A 17,889-nucleotide genomic window follows, 5' to 3' on the forward strand; every position below is an offset into this window, starting at 1 on the left:
TTTGATAGCATAATCATTTCTAAACTAAGCAGTCTTCGGGTCTATTACACCTAGTAAGACAGTGATATAAATAACTCGAAATTTCCCCTACACGTGAACATTGAGGATAAGTTGTCATGATTTTCTCTGAAGTTGTACTTGCACCCGCCGATCCGATTCTTGGTTTAACCGATACATTTAAAGCGGATCCACGCCAAGATAAAGTAAATCTAGGTGTGGGTATTTATAAGAATGAGGCCGGCCAGACTCCTGTACTTGCATCAGTGAAAAAAGCAGAAGCTATCTTGCTTGAGCAAGAGAAGACTAAAAACTACTTAGGTATTGAAGGCGTTCAAGCTTATAACCATGCGGTACAAACACTGTTATTTGGTGAGGGCAGTCAGTTGATATCTTCTGGCCGTGCAGCTACAGCGCAAGCTCCTGGTGGCACTGGTGCATTACGTATTGCCGCTGAGTTTTTACTGCGTAATACCGATTCACATACCATTTGGGTCAGTAACCCAACGTGGGCGAACCATCAAAATATTTTTGAAACGGCAGGCTTAACGGTAAAAGAGTACGGTTATTATAAAGCAGAGGCCCATGATATTGATTTCGATACCATGATGACGGATCTGTCTAGTGCGAATGTGGGCGATATCGTGCTATTACATGGTTGCTGCCATAACCCAACGGGTATCGACTTGACCTTAGCGCAATGGGAACTCGTAGCCCAACTGTGCGCCGATAAGAAACTGGTACCACTGTTTGATTTTGCTTATCAAGGCTTTGGTACAGGAATTGAAGAAGATGCTGCAGGTTTGCGTTTAGTTGCCGCTAAGGTGCCTGAATTGTTGATTGCGAACTCTTTTTCTAAAAACTTTGGTTTGTATAATGAACGTATCGGTGCAGTGACCGTCGTGGCAGAAGATACTGATGCCGCAGTACGTGCATTTAGCCAAGTGAAGCGCACCATCCGTGCTAACTATTCTAATCCGCCAGCCCATGGTGCGCTGATCGTCAGCACCATTCTGGGCGATACAGCACTTAAAGCAATGTGGGTGCAGGAAGTGACTGAAATGCGTGAGCGTATAGCTGAAATGCGTACACTGTTCGTTGATAGTTTGAAAGCAGAGGGCGTGACACAGGACTTTAGTTTTATTTCCCGCCAAAATGGTATGTTTAGTTTTTCGGGTTTAAACAAAGCCCAAGTGGCACGTTTGAAAGATAAGTTTGGTGTTTACATTGTGGGTTCTGGCCGTATTAGCGTGGCTGGAATGACAAAGACCAATATGCCTGCGATCTGCAAAGCCATAGCGAAAGTACTATAAGATTGATAGTTTTATAAATTAAGCTAAAAGGACAGCATTGGCTGTCCTTTATTGTTTTGATTCAATTATTCACCGCTATACACTAAAAGGATTAACAAGCGAGTGGTTGCAGAGTGAACTCTGGTTTGATCTGCAGCAGGGTGCTTAATGCGTCTAACAAATTCGCCTGATCATGCAAATTGGGATTATGACGATTTTTTAGCGGAAAGTAGTTGATCAGTGAGCCTAAACGTATTTGTTCGCCATGGCGTAGCACTTTGCTGATCACCGGTTTGCCGATCACTTGATGGCACCAAGCAATACGTTGTTCAATGCTAAATTGACCCGCAGGAGAGGTTTCTTCGGCAAGGTTATCAATAAAAATGACTTGTGCTTTTGTTGCCGCTAAACTTTTGGCGAACTTAGGCAGTAAGAGTGGCGGCATGATACTGGTTAAAAAGCTTCCTGGGCCTAAAATAATTAAATCGGCATGACGTACAGCCTCACAGGCCTCAAAGGTTGCATCGACTTGTGGCTCAAGGCACAAGGCTATGGGCGCTTCATCCATGCTATCGACATTTGTCTCACCAAACACTTTACTGCCAGAGGCTCGAAGGGCAACTAAGTGAGTCGGTTGTTCGGACATAGGGATAAGCTGAGTCTCGATCTTGAGTAAGTTACGGATAAGATTAACCGCTTCTAATGGACGCACGCAGAGTTGATCTAATGCCAGTAACATTAAATTTCCCAGATTATGACCACTGAGTTCAGTTTGCCCCTGAAAACGGTATTCAAAAAGCTGTGAGCCAACCGAAGGTCGATAAGCAAGATGGGATAAACAATTACGTAAATCACCCCATGCAATACAATCTTGTTCAGCCCGAAGCCTACCTGTCGAACCGCCATTATCTGTGGTAGCGACAATCCCAGTTAGGCGGTTACCTAAAAAATCGAGAGAAGATAATACTCGGCCTAAACCATGGCCTCCGCCGATGGCGACGACATATTTAAATTGATTTAACATCAAATACTGCATCTGGGTTTATCCTTCCTGAATACCCGATAAGATCATTGTTATCCCTAAATAGCGCGTTAAGCGCGGTGATAGATGACCAAATGTTGTCATACATGATGGAAATAGCGGAACCTTAGAATAAAAGCTCAGTCAAAGATTGTACTGAAAAAGTGGAGAACGGATCCAGTCCAACTGATTGATGTCGTTTCCGGCGGATATTGTACCTGAATTTACTCCCCTGATTTCAGGCAAATTTCGTTAAATCTAACAAATAGCTTATAATCCGCACTTTATTTTGCCTGTAAGGGCATTAAACCAAAGGTGAACTATTGAAAATAGGTAGAATTGGTTCGTTTACATTAGCATTAGCCATGGTCATCGTCGCCATTTTTTCATTGAGAGTGTGGATTATCCCAACGACTAATGATGCATCACATCTTGCGACTCGATTTGTTAACGCGGTCGATCCTGTTACTCAAGTTCCTGACTTTTCAACGGTTAATGATATCGTTGAAAAAAAGAAAGCCTTTTTTGATTTTTTGCGTCCCATTGTTCAGCAGCAAAATGCGATTATCTTGATGGAACGTGACTTTATCAATGAGATACTCGCCTTAATCGATAACGACAAGAGTTTATCTGAGAGCCAACGTGGGCTACTCAATGAGTTATTTGACAAGTATCAATATGCAGCACGAAATATAGATGCTAAATCCTTAAACAGTTTATTAAAACGCGTCGATATAGTGCCGGAATCTATGGTGCTAATCCAAGCGGCAAATGAGTCTGGTTGGGGCAGTTCTCGTTTTGCCCGTGAAGGCTTTAACTTTTTTGGAGAATGGTGCTTTACGTCGGGTTGCGGCATCGTGCCATCCTCGCGAGGTTCGGGTAAGTCGCATGAAGTGAAAGTGTTTACTTCAGTTGATGAGTCAGTGTCTTCTTATATGCGTAACCTTAACTCGAACACTGCCTATACGTTGCTTCGCTCAATACGCGCTGATTTACGCTCACAGGAGCTAGAGCTTAAGGCGGATCAATTGATTTACGGTTTAGTGAATTATTCAGAACGACAAGATGCTTATATTGATGAGCTTCTGGATATGTTACGTCATAACGAAAAATATTTGGTGAATGTTGATGTATAAAAAATGGTGGTTAGGTTGTTTGTGTTTATTGGCCAGTAGTGCGAGCGCTGAAACTATATCCCTTGAATACAAAGGTTTTTATGACCGACTAAAACAGGTCAATAAAGGCAACTACCAGCTTGTTGAAGTAGCTTTTAGCGTCCCTAAACAAAAAAACTGTGTGATCCAAAGTGGAACTATTTCCAATGAAAAAAATTCAACGCCATTAACGTATACGGATGCTCAACGGTTATTTATACCATTAGATGATGAGTTAAAGAATGAGCGGACCTTAATTAATCTTAATTTTGCTGGTAGTGCAGAAGGGTGCGCAATTGCGATGCAAGTGAGAGCAAAACAGACATTAATACAATACGACAATCACCGTTTGCAGCAAATTAACACTGAAATGGATGCACTACTGAGTGCAATGCAAGGCTTTCCAATGCGCTATTTTAGGGAGCCCATAGCAGGATTAAACTTTGAGTTTACACCCGAGCAATCCGTGGCCATTCATATTGATGACCGCGAGCAAATAGTTACAGGCAGTTTCAAATTAGCGACCAGCGAGCTCGAAAACATCACATCTTTACGTTTTAGCTTGCCACCTTTGGTGTTGAGTCCTTGGGTCAAATAAGTGCTTTAAAAAATAAGGCAGCATTGCTTAAATTAAGATGCCGATCAAAAAGCCCACTCACAGTGGGCTTTTTGATCTCTTTGATGGGCAAACTTAGTTTTTTGGCTTACTTAGGTATGAGCTAGGCCTTATAGGTTTGCACAATCTCAATACGTTTGGTGGCATCTAAATTAATATGCCCATTTTCAACAATATTAAGGAAGTCGAAGGCGGGTAAATTAGCCTCAGCAGCCACATCACCACGCATAGGTGCATCAGGATCCCGTTTTAACGAGACAAAATCAAACTGTTCACGATCAACACCTTGCGAGGGAGCTGTATTTTGCATCGCAGTAAAAATGGTTTCAATACGTCCAGGATACTGCCTATCCCACTGGTTGAGCATATCTTTGACTGCTGCGCGCTTTAAGTTTTCCTGCGAGCCACACAAATTACATGGAATGATCGGAAACTCTTTTAAACTAGCATATTCTTCAAGATCTTTCTCACGGCAATAAGCTAAGGGACGGATCACCACATTAGCACCATCATCAGACAGTAACTTAGCTGGCATAGCTTTCATCCTGCCGCCAAAAAACATATTCAAGAACAGGGTCTCAATAATATCGTCTCTGTGGTGGCCAAGAGCGATTTTAGTCGCGCCGATACGCTGGGCAAAACTATAAAGAGTGCCACGGCGCAGACGAGAGCACAGTGAACAGGTCGTTTTACCTTCTGGGATTTTGTCTTTAACTATCGAGTAAGTATCCTTTTCAAGTATATGATATGGCACGTTGAGTTGATCTAGATAGGCGGGTAGTACATGCTCGGGAAAACCGGGTTGCTTCTGATCTAGATTGACCGCGATAATTTCAAACTGAATGGGCGCACGTTGCTGTAAATTCATCAAAATATCGAGCATCGCATAGCTGTCTTTACCACCACTGAGGCAGCACATGATCTTATCGCCATCTTCAATCATATTATAATCGGCGATAGCACTACCCACTTCACGGCGTAAGCGTTTTTGTAATTTATTTAAACGGGTGGTATTTTTTTTTGATAATTCTTCAGACATTGGATTTGCCGCAGTTTCAGACATAGCTTCAAACATAAAAAAGCGCCCAGTAACACAGTTTCAGGGCGCGTATTATTCCAGCTATCTTAGCTGTGGTAAAGAGCATTGTACTGCTTAGGTTTCTTCTAACGGTGATTTATAGCCGTCCGGTTTAATGGCGAGTAAATCGCAGTTAATACTATCTATAACATGTTCGGCGGTATTACCAATAAGCGCGGCTGAAAATCCTGTACGGCCAACCGTTCCTAAGATCACTAGTTCAGCGTCGAGTTGCTCGGCAAGCTCAGGGATAACATCCTCTGGTAAACCTTCTTTAACATGGCAATGATTGGGGTCAATACCATAGGCGTTTGCAAGGTAGCTTACGCGTTGCTCATGTTGCGTACGAATAGTTTCATTATAGGATTGAGCATCAAAATCCGGTAATTCAATGGCTAGGTTAACCGGGGTGCCGGGGTAACCATTGACTAAATGTACTTCAGCGGAAAATTTAACGGCTAAATCTTTAGCATGCTCAATGATTTTACCGTTAAGCATTTGATGATCGCTATCTTCAGTTGCCACATTGACAGCACAGAGGATTTTTCCCGTTGCTGGCCAGTCGTGGGCTTTCACCATTAAGACTGGTACAGGGGCTTTGCGCATTAAATGCCAATCGGTTGGTGTAAAGATCACTGCTTTGAGTTTATCGTGGGCATGGGTGCCTTTGACAATTAAATCGTACTTGCCTGCAATTGCATGATTAATAATACTTTCGAAGGGACGATTATGCCAAATCACCTGGGTATCGATATTGAGTTGCAGATGAGCGTAAGCGGTAAGTAAATCTTTAATCCAAGCTAAGCGTTGGTCTATAACACCTTGGCGCATAGATTCACGCTCTTGATTTGACAAAATAGATGTCATTTCGTAAGAGAAGTCGAAAATAGAAAGAAACACAGTGACTTGAGCGTTACTTTTACTGGCTAACGTGATTGCTCTTGCTAGAGCAACTTGATCTTCAGTGGTCGGGTCAACCACAACCAGTATTTTTTGATAATCCTTCATGGCACGTTCCTTTAGTCATAGGTTCAATATCATCATGAGCCTTTGGCGATTAGCGGTATTGTTTTAGATCAAATTGGTTCCAAACTCATTTAAATATCGCGATTGACACTATTTTTTTGTCTAGCCTATCTATTTACAACTGAATTATTGGGTCATCAATGATGGGTGAATAATCTGCTATCGAGCGATTCTTGAATGTCCGGCCAATTGATTGAGTTCTAACGTATCGAGAATGGTTATATATTTACCATTAACTTCAATTAAGCCTGATTTCTGGAAGCGGCCAAGTAACCGGCTGATAGTTTCGACGGTTAAACCAAGATAGTTGCCGATATCACCGCGGGTCATCGTTAGTCGGAATTCTTTATGGGAAAAACCACGGCTACCAAAGCGATTAGCGAGGTTGCTGATAAATGCGGCTAAGCGTTCTTCGGCATTTTTCTTACTCAATAACAAAATCATTTCTTGATCGCTCATGATTTCATTACTCATCAGACGCATGATCTGTTGGCGTAATTTAGGCATAGTGCCTGAAAGTTCATCAAGGATATTGTAAGGAATTTCACAAACCATCGACGTTTCAAGTGCTTGTGCAAAACTTTGATGTAACTGTGCGTGGATCCCGTCAAAGCCTATCACATCACCAGCAAGGTGGAAGCCGGTAATTTGTTCATCGCCTTGCTCGGTAATCGTATAACTTTTAATGGTGCCAGAGCGGATCGCAAACAGCGATTTTAATACATCGCCTGATTTAAAAATTTGTTCACCTTTTTGAATCGGCTTTTTACGCTCAATAATATCATCGAGCTGATCTAGCTCACTGGCATTCAGGGTAAAGGGAATACATAGGGTACCCATACTACAATCGTGACAATGGATTGTGCATCCGCTAGCGGCAGGACGACGATTTTTATTTTGTTCAATTGTCATGTTGATTCTCAAGTTTTTGCACTGCAACCATGTTAAACCAATTCACTCATTTGGGCTAGTTCAGCTGTGCAAGGGCAATATATAAAGTTTGACCACCAAAGGCTATTAACAGTAAGCCGCTCAACAACCTAACTGTTTTCTGTTGTACCCATGTGGCGAGCCGTTTTGCGGCTACGCCCGCGCTTAATAGGGCCGGTAACGTACCTACACCAAAGGCTAACATAATCAAGGCTCCTTGGCTGGCAGAGCCAGAAGCCACCGACCAAGTTAAGGTGCTGTAGACTAAACCACAGGGAAGCCAGCCCCAAACAAATCCAGCCATAACGGCTTGGCCAAGGTTGTTGATGGGGACAAGGCGTTGGGCGATTGGCTTTAAATATTGCCATAGCCATTGTCCTACTCGTTCAATCTGTACAATACCAACCCAAATTTTAGCGATATATAAGCCAGTAGCTATCATCATCAGCCCCGCAATAATACGCAGAACAATAAGATAGGTGTCGAGCTCGAATAAATGCCCCAATGCTGCCGACGATGCGCCAACGAAAGCGCCTGCCAAGGTGTAGCTTAAAATACGGCCGAGATTATAACTCAACAAATAATTGAGTTGATGTGCCAACAAATTACCTGATTTACGATGAGGTATTTGGGCTGAGAACGCGCCAACTAAACCGCCACACATGCCAAAGCAATGCGCTGCGCCCATCAGACCGACTAAAAAGGCGCCAGTTACATTGTACTCAATCACAGTGGCATTCCTTTTTGCTGATCTTTTATTGCTTGCTGCGTTGCATTGTCATCAAGTTGAGTTACCAATGGCGTTACAGGTGTATGACCAGGTTTGTCGACGTTTTCATCAAACAAGATAGAAACACTTTGGCGGTCAAGATCGTCAAACTGCTCAGATTTCACTGCCCAAAAAAATACCGTAATGGCGATAGCAACAAAGATCATGGCAATGGGAATAAGCACGTAAATAATTTCCATAATGGCCTCTTACTCTTTTGGTTAAATGTTTTATGATAATTACACTTTGACGCGCAATAATCTCAGGCTATTAGCTACCACAATCAAAGAGCTTGCCGACATACCAATCGCAGCGATATATGGTACCACATGGCCTGTTACGGCTAAGGGTAAAATCAGCGCATTGTAACCCAGTGCCCAAGCCAAATTTTGTTTAATAATCTGCGTAGTCAATTTTGCAATGGCGACGGCTTGGGTGAAACGGGATAGATGATCGCCCAGTAAAATGAGATCGGCACTGTTTTTAGCGATGGCACTACCACTCCCCATAGCGACGGATAAGTCAGCCCCCGCAAGCACTGGCGCATCGTTGATCCCATCACCAAACATGGCCACACGAGTGTGTTTTTGTAATTGGGTCACTAGGGCAAGTTTACCCGCAGGCGTTAATCCGCTATGCACATCTTCAATCCCCAGTTCTTTTGCTAGCTTATGTACATGACCAGAATTATCACCGCTGGCAATGCTGATACTGCAACCTTGTTGCTTTAACATTTCAACCGTGGCTTTACTGTCTTGGCGGATGTTATCTTTAATGTCAAAGCTCGTCAGTACTTCAAGTTGCTCATTACATAAACGTGCTAACCAGATTTTTTGTGTCGGGTCGAGAGGATCAACACTGGCGCCAGTAAATAAGGCGTTACCAATTAAGTATTCAGTCCCATCGATACTGCCTCGGACGCCAAAACCCACTTCATGGTGAACATGTTCAGCAACCAGCGCGTTATCGGCAAACTCAGCAAATGCCGCCGCAATGGGATGCCGAGAGCCAGCCTCAAGTGCAGCGGTAATCGCTAATGCCTGAGTTTGAGTGATATCAGCTATGCACTGTGTTTGCCCAATAGAGAGCGTGCCGCAGGTGAGGGTGCCTGTTTTATCAAAGACCACATGTTTAATCAGTGGCAGTTTTTCAAATACCCCAGCTTTACGGGTAATGATCCCAAGGCGGGTAAAAATAGCGGTCGCGCAGGTGACTGCAGTCGGTGTCGCTAAGGCTAAGGCGCAAGGACAAGTAGCAACCAATACCGATAGCGTTACCCAAAAAGCATCCTCAGGGGAAATTTGATGCCAAACCAAATACGTTATTGCTGCGATGGTCAGGATTGTGCCTGAGAAATAACGCGATAATTTATCGGCTAAGAGTGCAATTGCAGGTTTTGTATTGGATGCAAGCTCTTGCAGTCTAATAATCTCAGCCACGAGTTGGTCTTGCCCTAGCGCAGTGACGCTAACTTTGATGGGTTGGTCGACGTTGATAGTGCCTGCGTAAACTTGGCTAGCAACAGTTTTTTCAATTGGCATTTGCTCGCCGGTGAGCATAGCTTCATTGATGCTCGTATGGCCTTCAATCACCACGCCATCAGCGGCAACAATTTCCCCAGGTTTTACTAGAATGACGTCATTTAAACGTAATTTTTTAGCGGGGATTTCTTCTTGACCATTCTCGGAGACTAAGTGCGCGGTGAGTGGCACTAATTTATGTAAATTACTGGAGCTGACCGAGGCTTTTTGTCTGGCCTTTTGTTCAAAGTAACGCCCGAGCAACAGAAAGAAAGTGAACATAGAAACCGATTCAAAATACACTTCACCTGTGCCATTGATGGTGGCAAAACAACTGGCAATGTAGGCACCACCAATCGCAATGGAGACAGAGACATCCATATTGAGTTTGCCGCTGAGCAGGGTACGCATGGCACTAAAATAGAAGGGCTGCGCAGAATAAAGCACTACTGGCGTCGCGAAAATCATACTCACCCAGCGAAAATAGTCCCGATATTGCACGTCTAAATCAGTGAAATAGCCAGTATAAAGGGCGAGGGCGAACATCATTACTTGCATAGTCGCAAAGCCAGCGAGTCCTAAACGCAGTAAAAACTTACGGCTATTAAGCTTATTGTTGATCTCTTGTTCATCAACTTGATAAGGCGCGGCTTGATAACCAATACGGCTAATTTGTCCGAGAATATCACTGAGTTTTAGCGTTCGTTTATCCCAACTGATCATCGCCCTTTGGGTGGTCGAGTTGACGAGCACTTGCACTATGCCGTTAAGCTGTTTGACTTTATGCTCAATCAACCAAGCGCAGGCGGCGCAAGTGATGCCGTCGATAGACAGCGACACGGACTCGATATTGTCCACAGAATGCACAAAGTCTTGCTGTACTTCGGGCAAGTCATAGGCGCTAAACTGCGTTAAGGTTTCTGGGACGAGGGCATTTTGCTTGCTACCAGGCTCGGTGCGGAATTTGTAATAGCTGAGTAATCCTGCATCAACGATGGCTTGAGAAACCGCCTGACAACCAGGGCAACACATGAGTTCATCACGTTCGTTAATGCGAGTCACAAACTGCTGGCCCGTAAGCACGGGCTCTTGGCAGTGAAAACAACTTGGGTATGTCATAGCAATATTAATTCAACCACAATCAGTTTAGCCACAGTTGGACATGATCTTTTAATTGAACGCGTTGGTGAATGCGCCATTGACTATCATAACTTTCAAGGCGTATTTCCCAAGGTCCTGTCAGTGTCACTGGTACAGTAATACGATATACATTACTGGCATCGGCCGTTGCGGTGAGTTTGATGTCTCGGTCGGCAAGCGTGGGATGGTAGAACTCGACTTTTAAAGCCGCTTGATACGTTGGACCACCATGTTGCGTCAGTAAAATTTCATTACCGCTTTGTTCGAGTGAAAAATTCATGCCTATTTGTTTGGCATACTTCACTTTACTTAAATCCATGTTGATGGCTTTACCTTGCTTATAATAATCTTCGGCAACGAGAGCGTCTGAATTATCAAGGGCTATTTTAAAGGTCGTCAGGCTTGCAATAACGGCGCACAAAGGCAGGAAAATTAAGAACCAAGGCCAGAACTGCTTATACCAGGCTTGTTGTTCGTTCATGTCAGTTACCCATTATAAAGATTTTAACTATTTTACCGTTAAAAATCGGTTATAGCACTTTAAAAAAAAAGGCCTCGAAGTCTCGAGGCCTTAGCGTTACTCATATCTAATTACTTGTTTGACAAGCTATAAACATAAGCTGTGATCACGTGAACTTTCTCTTCACCGAGAACGTCTTTCCATGCAGGCATAACGCCAGCACGGCCATGTTTAATGGTCTCTTCGATCATGCCGCGGCTACCGCCATATAACCAAACATCGTCAGTTAAATTTGGAGCACCCATGAACTTGTTGCCTTTAGCGTCCATACCATGGCACGCGAAACAGCCTTTCATGAATGAGCCTTGACCTTGAGCGGCGAGTGTTTCGTCATGTTCACGGCCAGATAATTTAACAACGTATTCAGCTAAACCTGCAATCTCGCTATCATCAATCGGCAAACCACCTTTAGGCGGCATCATGCCATGACGACCACTCATGATCGTGGTTTTAATCGTGGCTAACTCACCACCATATAACCAGTCACCATCAGTGAGATTAGGGAAGCCTTTGCTACCACGTGCATCAGAGCCATGGCACTGAGCGCAGTTTTGCAGGAACAAACGGCCGCCCACTTTCAATGCTTCTTGGTTTTTCACTAATTCTTCTAGTGGCGTTGCCAAGTAAGCCGCGAAGATTGGGCCATATTTTTCATCAGCGTGTTTTACTTCTTGGTCATACTGAACATAACGGCCTTCTTTTGCTGCAAGCTCAATCGCTGCGGCAGAATCGGCTTTAATGCCTTGTTCAGTACCAATACTTTGGTTAGAACTCGTCCAGCCTAATAGGCCTTTGTAGTTACCTAAACCAGGAAATAAGGCCAGATAAATCAAGCCAAACACGATAGTGATGTAGAACATATAACTCCACCATTTTGGCAGTGGGTTATTGAGTTCTTCAATACCGTCGAAACTGTGGCCCATCGATTCGCCTTCTTTTACGCCAGTGGTATTCTTAGAACACACCCGTAGTAATAGAAAACAACCCGCGATCACAACTAACGACAGTACGGTAATCCAAACACTCCAGAAGCTACTCATTACTTATTCTCTCCTGAGTCCTTCGATTCCTTGCTGATTTCCTCATCGGAAAACACAAGGTTAGCTGCTTCATCAAATGATTTCTGACGGCGCGAGCTATATGCCCAAGCAAAGATACCGATAAAGGTCAGCATCACAATAATGGTTAAGATGCCTTGTAATGTGCCGTAATCCATATATTGCCTCCTTATTTGAGTGCGTGACCCAAAGACTGAAGATATGCAATCAAGGCTTCCAGCTCTGTCTTACCTGCAACAGCTTTCTGTGCGCCAGCCACTTCTTCATCGGTATAAAGATCATTACCCTTGTAACCGCCTTTATGCATGTTACGCAGGATAGTCATCTTAGCGCCCGTCAGTTCGCCGTCTAACTTATTTTCGGCTAACCATGGGAACCCAGGCATGTTCGATTGAGGCACTACAGCACGAGGATCAATTAAATGAACTTCATGCCATTTATCGCTATAACGACCGCCAACACGCGCTAAATCTGGACCTGTACGCTTAGAACCCCATAGGAATGGATGGTCCCAAACAGACTCACCAGCGACAGAATAATGACCATAACGTTCAGTTTCAGCCCGTAAAGGACGGATCATTTGGCTATGGCAATTACTGCAGCCTTCGCGCACATAAAGATCGCGACCTTCGATTTGCAGGGCAGTGTAGGGGATTAGCCCTTCAACTGGCTCTGTGGTGTCCTTTTGGAAAATCAACGGTGTGATCTCCACAAGGCTACCAAAGCTGATAGCGATAACAGTAAAAATCGCTAGCAAACCGATGTTTTTTTCGACTATCTCATGATTAAATTTCATCGAGTTTGCTCCTTTAAGCCGCTGTGGGTTCAGCCAATGCTGGCAATGAATCTTTAGAGGCTTTCACTGTACGAATCACGTTATATGCCATGATCAGCATACCGGTAAGGAATAAACAACCGCCGAGGAAACGTACAAAGTAGAAAGGATAAGAAGCTTCTAGACTTTCAACAAAGCTGTAAGTCAAAGTGCCGTCAGCATTCACCGCGCGCCACATCAAACCTTGCATAACGCCCGAAATCCACATAGATACGATGTACAGTACTGTACCAATTGTCGCTAACCAGAAATGAACATTGATTAACTTGATGCTGTACATACGGCCGTGGCCAAATAGCACAGGGATCAGGTGATATAAAGAACCAATAGACACCATAGCAACCCAGCCTAGCGCGCCTGAGTGAACGTGACCAATAGTCCAATCCGTATAATGTGACAGTGCGTTAACGGTTTTAATCGCCATCATTGGGCCTTCAAAGGTAGACATACCATAGAAAGACAAGGAGACAACTAAGAAACGTAAAATAGGATCAGTACGCAGCTTATGCCAAGCACCTGATAAGGTCATGATACCGTTAATCATACCGCCCCAAGAAGGTGCGAATAGGATCAATGACATCACCATACCTAAAGACTGAGTCCAGTCAGGTAGCGCGGTATAATGTAAATGGTGAGGACCTGCCCAGATATATAGTGCAATCAGTGCCCAGAAGTGAACAATTGATAGACGATAAGAATAAACCGGACGACCCGCTTGCTTAGGTACGAAGTAATACATCATCCCTAAGAAACCTGCGGTTAATAAGAAACCAACGGCGTTATGACCATACCACCACTGCACCATGGCATCGACAGCGCCACTGTATATCGAATATGACTTAAACAGGCTAACAGGTACTGCCATAGAGTTAACAATATGAAGTACTGCAACGGTAAGGATAAACCCACCGAAGAACCAGTTTGCCACATAGATATGTGAGGTTGTACGTTTAACAATCGTGCCAAAGAATACCGTAGCATAAGCTATCCACACGATAGCAATTGCGATATCGATAGGCCACTCAAGCTCTGCGTATTCCTTACTCGACGTGTAGCCTAAAGGTAAGGTGATTACTGCGGATATAATAATCGCTTGCCAGCCCCAAAACGTAAATGCAGCCAATTTAGGTGCAAATAGTCGGGTTTGACAGGTACGTTGTACGACATAATAGGATGTTGCAAAAAGGGCTGATGTACCGAACGCGAAGATCACCGCATTGGTGTGTAAAGGTCGCAAGCGACTATACGTTAACCAAGGTGTGTCAAAGTTCAGCTGAGGCCAGATTAACTGAGCCGCAATTAATACACCGACTGACATACCAACGATACCCCACAAAACTGTGGTTAAGGCAAATTGGCGGACAATGGTGTAATTGTAATCAGCGCCGGTTGGCTGGGAATGGTTCATCATCGTGCTTCCACTGCTTATTACTTATACTTTGAGTAAAGACAAGCTTTACCTGCTATAAAACGACATAAAAATCAGCATCCCTATTAAGGTTGCTGAGCCATGTCAATGCGTTACCTTGCATATTTTTGTTCAAATATGAGGTTTCGCAATGATACTTGAGCCATGTCAAAAAAGATACCAATGAGGGACGTTGAAAGTTGATCTAGATCACTCTGCACCATAGAATGCGCTCATCCAGATCTACAAGGTTACTCTTTGTGCTAACACCTTTGCGACTCTATTTATTCATCTTATTAACCTTTGGCCTTACCGCTTGCAAGGAAGAGGCTAAGCCAATGCCATTAAAAAGCAGCCTTGATACTTCTTTATGTCAATTTTCAAAGGGGGAGTGTGTTAAACAAGTGGAAAATATCAAGCTCACTTTTAGTCTCTCGCCCGGTAATGCACCAAGTGAAAAGCCATTAACATTGAGTTTGTCATCGACGTTACCCATAACGGACGTCAACATTCGTTTAGAAGGGCGAGATATGTTTATGGGCATGATCCCCGTCAAGATGCAGCAATCCGATGACACCACTTATATAGGGCAATTTATTTATGGATCGTGTAGCAGTGGTTATATGGTCTGGCGCGGCTTTGTCAGTTTTCGCCTCAATGGCCAAGATCATACTGTGATAGTTGATTTTCTGGCAGATGATAATGGGTGAGCGTTATGTTGGCTTACCTTAATCTAGTTAATTATCATGTTAGTGGTATAAGTTACTGATTATTAGCTTATCTATTTGTTGCCGTACGCTGAAAAATAGTCCTAAATGAATTAACGATCCCATTTATTGGCTAACTGTACATTTTAATTTTTAAAGCAATTTAAGGATGAACATTTAAAATCGGCATAATTTTTTAATAAAAAGAGAGGGTACTTGGACTTACCTAACTCGATAGTTGATAATCATTCGCATTTGTGTATTATTATGATATTAGCTAATCAGTGAGGAAAGGGCGATGGCAAACCGAGTTAATCTATCAATATCGGCACATAAATTGGCAAAACTGATCCATGATGGGCATCTCTGTGCGGCAGACTTTACATGCTTAGATAGCCAATCTAAACAACAAGTTTGGCAGTTATGCTTAATTTGCTGCCAAAAAAGAGTGACTTGCCAACAATGTACATTTTCTGCGTGTGCTAAGATCCCGATATCTCTTGATGCCGATAAATAACATTATCGGCATTTGCGTTTAAGTATTATCATACAAGAAATCCTTATAATTCAGATGCAATATGCAACTTCCTCCAGTTATTCCATTATTTGACTCATTTGAATTCATACAAGTTGGCAATAGCATCGTTAACCAATATATCACCCAAATCAGCATGGAAAAGGTGGTGGATGCAGGCTTAGTTATTGAGCATGCCAGTGATTGGTTATTTGAGCAAAAGCACAATGAAAACAACTATAAAACCTATCGCAGCGAGTTAACGACATTTCTGCATTGGTGTTTTGATGTTGTTTCAATGTCGCCAATAGATGTAACCCGTAAAGATATGAGTCGCTATGTTGATTACTGCCAAACGCCGCCCATAGCACTAATTGGCTATTTTAATGTGCCACAGTTTAGATTGGATAAGCTGTGTGACGAGCGGGTTCCTAATGCGCAATGGCGGCCATTTGTCGGCAAAAAACATCTCGGTCAAGTACAACCCTATGTATTAAGTGATAATGCGTTAAAAACCAAGATGGCCATTTTGTCTTCGTTTTATTCATATCTGACAAGTGAAGAATATTGTGAGCGTAATCCTGCTCAAATCTGGCTTAATCACAGTCGATTTTCCGCCAATCGGTCGTATCAACGACAAAATCATGAAGATGAAAATAACCTCGCATTTACTGAATTACAGTGGTCGTACGTCATGTCAACCGTCACAGCACAGGCTGAGGAATTTCCTGAATTACATCAAAGAAGTTTATTTCTTATCTCGTTGATTTACAGTTGCTATTTACGGATTTCAGATGTGTCTGCACGCGCGGGTTATTCACCAGTCATGAATCAATTTAAACATAATCAGCAAACCGGTATTTGGAGTTTTCATATTCCGCTGAGTAAAGGAGGTAAAAAGCGTAACGTGGCAATTTCTAAGGCTTTACTTGAAGCTTTAGTCAAATATCGACAGTTTCTTGGGCTAACTGATTATCCTGGACCCAATGAAAACCATCCTTTATTTGTGCGCCACAAAGCCGCTGGACGTGGTCGAGATGTTGGCATACTCAACGCCAATTTAGGTATTCGTCATGTTCGTGATGAAATTCAAAGCATTATCAATCTGGCTGCCGAACGTATCGAAACGGATGGCTTTACACAGGACGGCGCACAAATGCGCAAACTCACAGCGCATAATATTCGGCACACCGGCATCACACACGATATCAATATAAACCGCAGACCGTTATCTCATGTACAAGCGGATGCCGGACATGAAAGCATTGACACCACATCGCAGTATTTGCACACCAGCCAAGTTGAACGCCATGAAAGTGCATTCAACAAACCAATCGACCATTTAAAAGGGATATAGGGTGCGTATAAATTGTGTGCTCATAATCAACGAAAGATCAAAAGCATTCATAATGTGCCTTAACAACGTTTAAATGACACTTATCGGCACATCTAATCCCTTCCATACAAAGCTGCGCACAATGTGATCACAAGTTATGTAAAACTGCTTTTTTTTGTAGAATCGGGTATCAAAAAAACAGCCCTGAATAGGGCTGCGTTTTGCATAACTTGCATTGTGCGAAGGTCGCATTAACTATTGACGATATAGTCAATTATTATTTTTTATCAATGAGTTGCCTAATCTCGATTCTTTTGGCACCATTTAATGGTCGGGCCGTTACAATTGAGGATAACAACCATGTTTAGCTATATAATTTGCTATGATTTGTACGAAGGTAAGAAGCGTTACAGAGACCTTTGGAGGTTTCTGATTGCTCTAGGTGCCCAACGTGATCAGAGATCTGTCTGGACTTTGCAAACTGATTTATTTGATTTGGAGTCACTTAGGTGTTGTTTTACTTATGTAATGTCAGAGAAAGATAAAATTCAAGTTCACGCTGTCTCCTGCAAATAATATGAATATAAGGGTTATTAGGGCAACGCCCTAATGCAAAGCGCTCTTGATAGGGGCGCTTTTTGCCCCGAGCTTTCTCCCCGCCAGACTCTTTTCTTTAGCTGCTGACTTGCAGCGCGTTTATCGTCAAACGGTCGCAGACAAAACTAACTTGCAGCACTCAAAAGTGCAGTACTGTAATACTGCACTTTTGTCTCATTTTTGAGACTTTTCGAAGGGGATTAAGCGAGAACTTGGAAAGGGGCCCGCCATAGCGGGAAAGGCCCCAAGTGACAGCGAGAGCCCCTGAGTCCACATACTATAACAGTGGACTCTACTGTCATTTTGACCGTCTCGCGAAGCGTTCGGGTTCTAGTGACACCCGAACTTTACCATGATAAGCCATGGTTTTA

19 protein-coding genes are annotated in these 17,889 nt (G+C 43.2%); 7 read left to right on the forward strand and 12 right to left on the reverse strand.

What is annotated here, in order from left to right; translation table 11 throughout:
• The first annotated feature begins 116 nt into the window (after positions 1-116).
• Complete coding sequence (locus L2717_RS01455; protein WP_220774608.1) at positions 117-1,310, forward strand: amino acid aminotransferase; 1,194 nt, start codon at positions 117-119, stop codon at positions 1,308-1,310.
• A gap of 91 nt (positions 1,311-1,401) precedes the next feature.
• Here L2717_RS01455 and L2717_RS01460 read toward each other — a convergent pair whose 3' ends face one another.
• A complete protein-coding gene (locus L2717_RS01460) occupies positions 1,402-2,325 on the reverse strand; it encodes a YvcK family protein (protein ID WP_220774607.1) in 924 nt (307 codons plus the stop codon).
• 308 nt (positions 2,326-2,633) lie between these two features.
• Here L2717_RS01460 and L2717_RS01465 point away from each other — a divergent pair, with 308 nt between their 5' ends.
• Together L2717_RS01465 and L2717_RS01470 are read left to right on the forward strand one after the other, a co-directional pair.
• Complete coding sequence (locus tag L2717_RS01465) at positions 2,634-3,446, forward strand: glucosaminidase domain-containing protein (protein WP_220774606.1); 813 nt, start codon at positions 2,634-2,636, stop codon at positions 3,444-3,446.
• Complete coding sequence (locus L2717_RS01470) at positions 3,439-4,062, forward strand: DUF2987 domain-containing protein (protein WP_220774605.1); 624 nt, start codon at positions 3,439-3,441, stop codon at positions 4,060-4,062. The genes L2717_RS01465 and L2717_RS01470 overlap by 8 nt, the downstream gene beginning before the upstream one ends.
• Before the next feature lie 121 nt (positions 4,063-4,183).
• On the opposite strand, the gene ttcA is transcribed toward L2717_RS01470, so the two are convergent.
• From ttcA to ccoN, 11 genes are all read right to left on the reverse strand, one after another.
• Positions 4,184-5,155, reverse strand: a complete 972-nt coding sequence (gene ttcA / locus L2717_RS01475; protein WP_248937960.1) for a tRNA 2-thiocytidine(32) synthetase TtcA — start codon at positions 5,153-5,155, stop codon at positions 4,184-4,186.
• Positions 5,156-5,233: 78 nt separating this feature from the next.
• Positions 5,234-6,166 (reverse strand): universal stress protein UspE, encoded by a 933-nt coding sequence (gene uspE, locus L2717_RS01480; protein ID WP_220774064.1) that lies wholly within the window; start codon positions 6,164-6,166, stop codon positions 5,234-5,236.
• A gap of 177 nt (positions 6,167-6,343) precedes the next feature.
• Positions 6,344-7,096, reverse strand: coding sequence for an electron transport transcriptional regulator EtrA (etrA, locus tag L2717_RS01485; protein ID WP_220774063.1), 753 nt, complete (start codon positions 7,094-7,096; stop codon positions 6,344-6,346).
• A gap of 55 nt (positions 7,097-7,151) precedes the next feature.
• The gene (locus tag L2717_RS01490; protein WP_220774062.1) at positions 7,152-7,844 is read right to left on the reverse strand and encodes a sulfite exporter TauE/SafE family protein; all 693 of its coding nucleotides are present in this window, start codon (positions 7,842-7,844) and stop codon (positions 7,152-7,154) included.
• Complete coding sequence (gene ccoS / locus L2717_RS01495) at positions 7,841-8,083, reverse strand: cbb3-type cytochrome oxidase assembly protein CcoS (protein WP_220774061.1); 243 nt, start codon at positions 8,081-8,083, stop codon at positions 7,841-7,843. The genes L2717_RS01490 and ccoS overlap by 4 nt, the downstream gene beginning before the upstream one ends.
• A gap of 39 nt (positions 8,084-8,122) precedes the next feature.
• Complete coding sequence (locus L2717_RS01500; protein WP_220774060.1) at positions 8,123-10,522, reverse strand: heavy metal translocating P-type ATPase; 2,400 nt, start codon at positions 10,520-10,522, stop codon at positions 8,123-8,125.
• Between the two features lie 22 nt (positions 10,523-10,544).
• Positions 10,545-11,024 (reverse strand): FixH family protein, encoded by a 480-nt coding sequence (locus L2717_RS01505; RefSeq protein ID WP_220774059.1) that lies wholly within the window; start codon positions 11,022-11,024, stop codon positions 10,545-10,547.
• A gap of 110 nt (positions 11,025-11,134) precedes the next feature.
• On the reverse strand, positions 11,135-12,103 hold the full coding sequence (gene ccoP, locus L2717_RS01510; RefSeq protein WP_220774058.1) for a cytochrome-c oxidase, cbb3-type subunit III: 969 nt from the start codon (positions 12,101-12,103) through the stop codon (positions 11,135-11,137).
• Positions 12,103-12,279, reverse strand: coding sequence for a cbb3-type cytochrome oxidase subunit 3 (locus tag L2717_RS01515; RefSeq protein ID WP_107404487.1), 177 nt, complete (start codon positions 12,277-12,279; stop codon positions 12,103-12,105). Before L2717_RS01515 ends, ccoP begins: the two co-directional genes overlap by 1 nt.
• An 11-nt stretch (positions 12,280-12,290) precedes the next feature.
• Complete coding sequence (gene ccoO, locus L2717_RS01520; RefSeq protein WP_220774056.1) at positions 12,291-12,917, reverse strand: cytochrome-c oxidase, cbb3-type subunit II; 627 nt, start codon at positions 12,915-12,917, stop codon at positions 12,291-12,293.
• A 13-nt stretch (positions 12,918-12,930) separates the two neighbouring features.
• Positions 12,931-14,367: a cytochrome-c oxidase, cbb3-type subunit I gene (ccoN, locus tag L2717_RS01525; protein ID WP_220774055.1), complete on the reverse strand. Its 1,437-nt coding sequence runs from the start codon at positions 14,365-14,367 to the stop codon at positions 12,931-12,933.
• A gap of 224 nt (positions 14,368-14,591) precedes the next feature.
• Here ccoN and L2717_RS01530 point away from each other — a divergent pair, with 224 nt between their 5' ends.
• The 4 genes from L2717_RS01530 to cas2 all read left to right on the forward strand — a co-directional run bounded on the left by L2717_RS01530 (position 14,592) and on the right by cas2 (position 17,497).
• On the forward strand, positions 14,592-15,074 hold the full coding sequence (locus tag L2717_RS01530) for a hypothetical protein (RefSeq protein WP_220774054.1): 483 nt from the start codon (positions 14,592-14,594) through the stop codon (positions 15,072-15,074).
• Positions 15,075-15,369: 295 nt separating this feature from the next.
• Positions 15,370-15,588: a hypothetical protein gene (locus L2717_RS01535; RefSeq protein WP_246611778.1), complete on the forward strand. Its 219-nt coding sequence runs from the start codon at positions 15,370-15,372 to the stop codon at positions 15,586-15,588.
• A gap of 61 nt (positions 15,589-15,649) precedes the next feature.
• Entirely contained in the window at positions 15,650-16,942 is a 1,293-nt protein-coding gene (locus tag L2717_RS01540; RefSeq protein ID WP_220774053.1) for a tyrosine-type recombinase/integrase, read from the forward strand.
• 339 nt (positions 16,943-17,281) lie between these two features.
• Positions 17,282-17,497 (forward strand): CRISPR-associated endonuclease Cas2, encoded by a 216-nt coding sequence (gene cas2 / locus L2717_RS18225; protein ID WP_220774052.1) that lies wholly within the window; start codon positions 17,282-17,284, stop codon positions 17,495-17,497.
• Positions 17,498-17,889: the final 392 nt, after the last annotated feature.

Origin of the sequence: Shewanella glacialipiscicola, assembly GCF_023283485.1 — a bacterium.
In the GTDB taxonomy this organism is placed as follows: Bacteria; Pseudomonadota; Gammaproteobacteria; order Enterobacterales; family Shewanellaceae; genus Shewanella; species Shewanella glacialipiscicola.

Excerpts from the sequence above, each read along its gene's own strand:
- ccoP (WP_220774058.1), bottom strand. The coding sequence starts at position 12,103 with ATGAGTAGCTTCTGGAGTGTTTGGATTACCGTACTGTCGTTAGTTGTG.
- ccoO (WP_220774056.1), bottom strand. The coding sequence starts at position 12,917 with ATGAAATTTAATCATGAGATAGTCGAAAAAAACATCGGTTTGCTAGCG.
- L2717_RS01470 (WP_220774605.1), top strand. The coding sequence starts at position 3,439 with ATGTATAAAAAATGGTGGTTAGGTTGTTTGTGTTTATTGGCCAGTAGT.
- etrA (WP_220774063.1), bottom strand. The coding sequence starts at position 7,096 with ATGACAATTGAACAAAATAAAAATCGTCGTCCTGCCGCTAGCGGATGC.
- L2717_RS01500 (WP_220774060.1), bottom strand. The coding sequence starts at position 10,522 with ATGACATACCCAAGTTGTTTTCACTGCCAAGAGCCCGTGCTTACGGGC.
- L2717_RS01505 (WP_220774059.1), bottom strand. The coding sequence starts at position 11,024 with ATGAACGAACAACAAGCCTGGTATAAGCAGTTCTGGCCTTGGTTCTTA.
- L2717_RS01455 (WP_220774608.1), top strand. The coding sequence starts at position 117 with ATGATTTTCTCTGAAGTTGTACTTGCACCCGCCGATCCGATTCTTGGT.
- ccoS (WP_220774061.1), bottom strand. The coding sequence starts at position 8,083 with ATGGAAATTATTTACGTGCTTATTCCCATTGCCATGATCTTTGTTGCT.
- L2717_RS01535 (WP_246611778.1), top strand. The coding sequence starts at position 15,370 with ATGGCAAACCGAGTTAATCTATCAATATCGGCACATAAATTGGCAAAA.
- L2717_RS01540 (WP_220774053.1), top strand. The coding sequence starts at position 15,650 with ATGCAACTTCCTCCAGTTATTCCATTATTTGACTCATTTGAATTCATA.
- ttcA (WP_248937960.1), bottom strand. The coding sequence starts at position 5,155 with ATGTTTGAAGCTATGTCTGAAACTGCGGCAAATCCAATGTCTGAAGAA.
- cas2 (WP_220774052.1), top strand. The coding sequence starts at position 17,282 with ATGTTTAGCTATATAATTTGCTATGATTTGTACGAAGGTAAGAAGCGT.
- ccoN (WP_220774055.1), bottom strand. The coding sequence starts at position 14,367 with ATGATGAACCATTCCCAGCCAACCGGCGCTGATTACAATTACACCATT.
- uspE (WP_220774064.1), bottom strand. The coding sequence starts at position 6,166 with ATGAAGGATTATCAAAAAATACTGGTTGTGGTTGACCCGACCACTGAA.
- L2717_RS01530 (WP_220774054.1), top strand. The coding sequence starts at position 14,592 with ATGCGCTCATCCAGATCTACAAGGTTACTCTTTGTGCTAACACCTTTG.
- L2717_RS01460 (WP_220774607.1), bottom strand. The coding sequence starts at position 2,325 with ATGCAGTATTTGATGTTAAATCAATTTAAATATGTCGTCGCCATCGGC.
- L2717_RS01515 (WP_107404487.1), bottom strand. The coding sequence starts at position 12,279 with ATGGATTACGGCACATTACAAGGCATCTTAACCATTATTGTGATGCTG.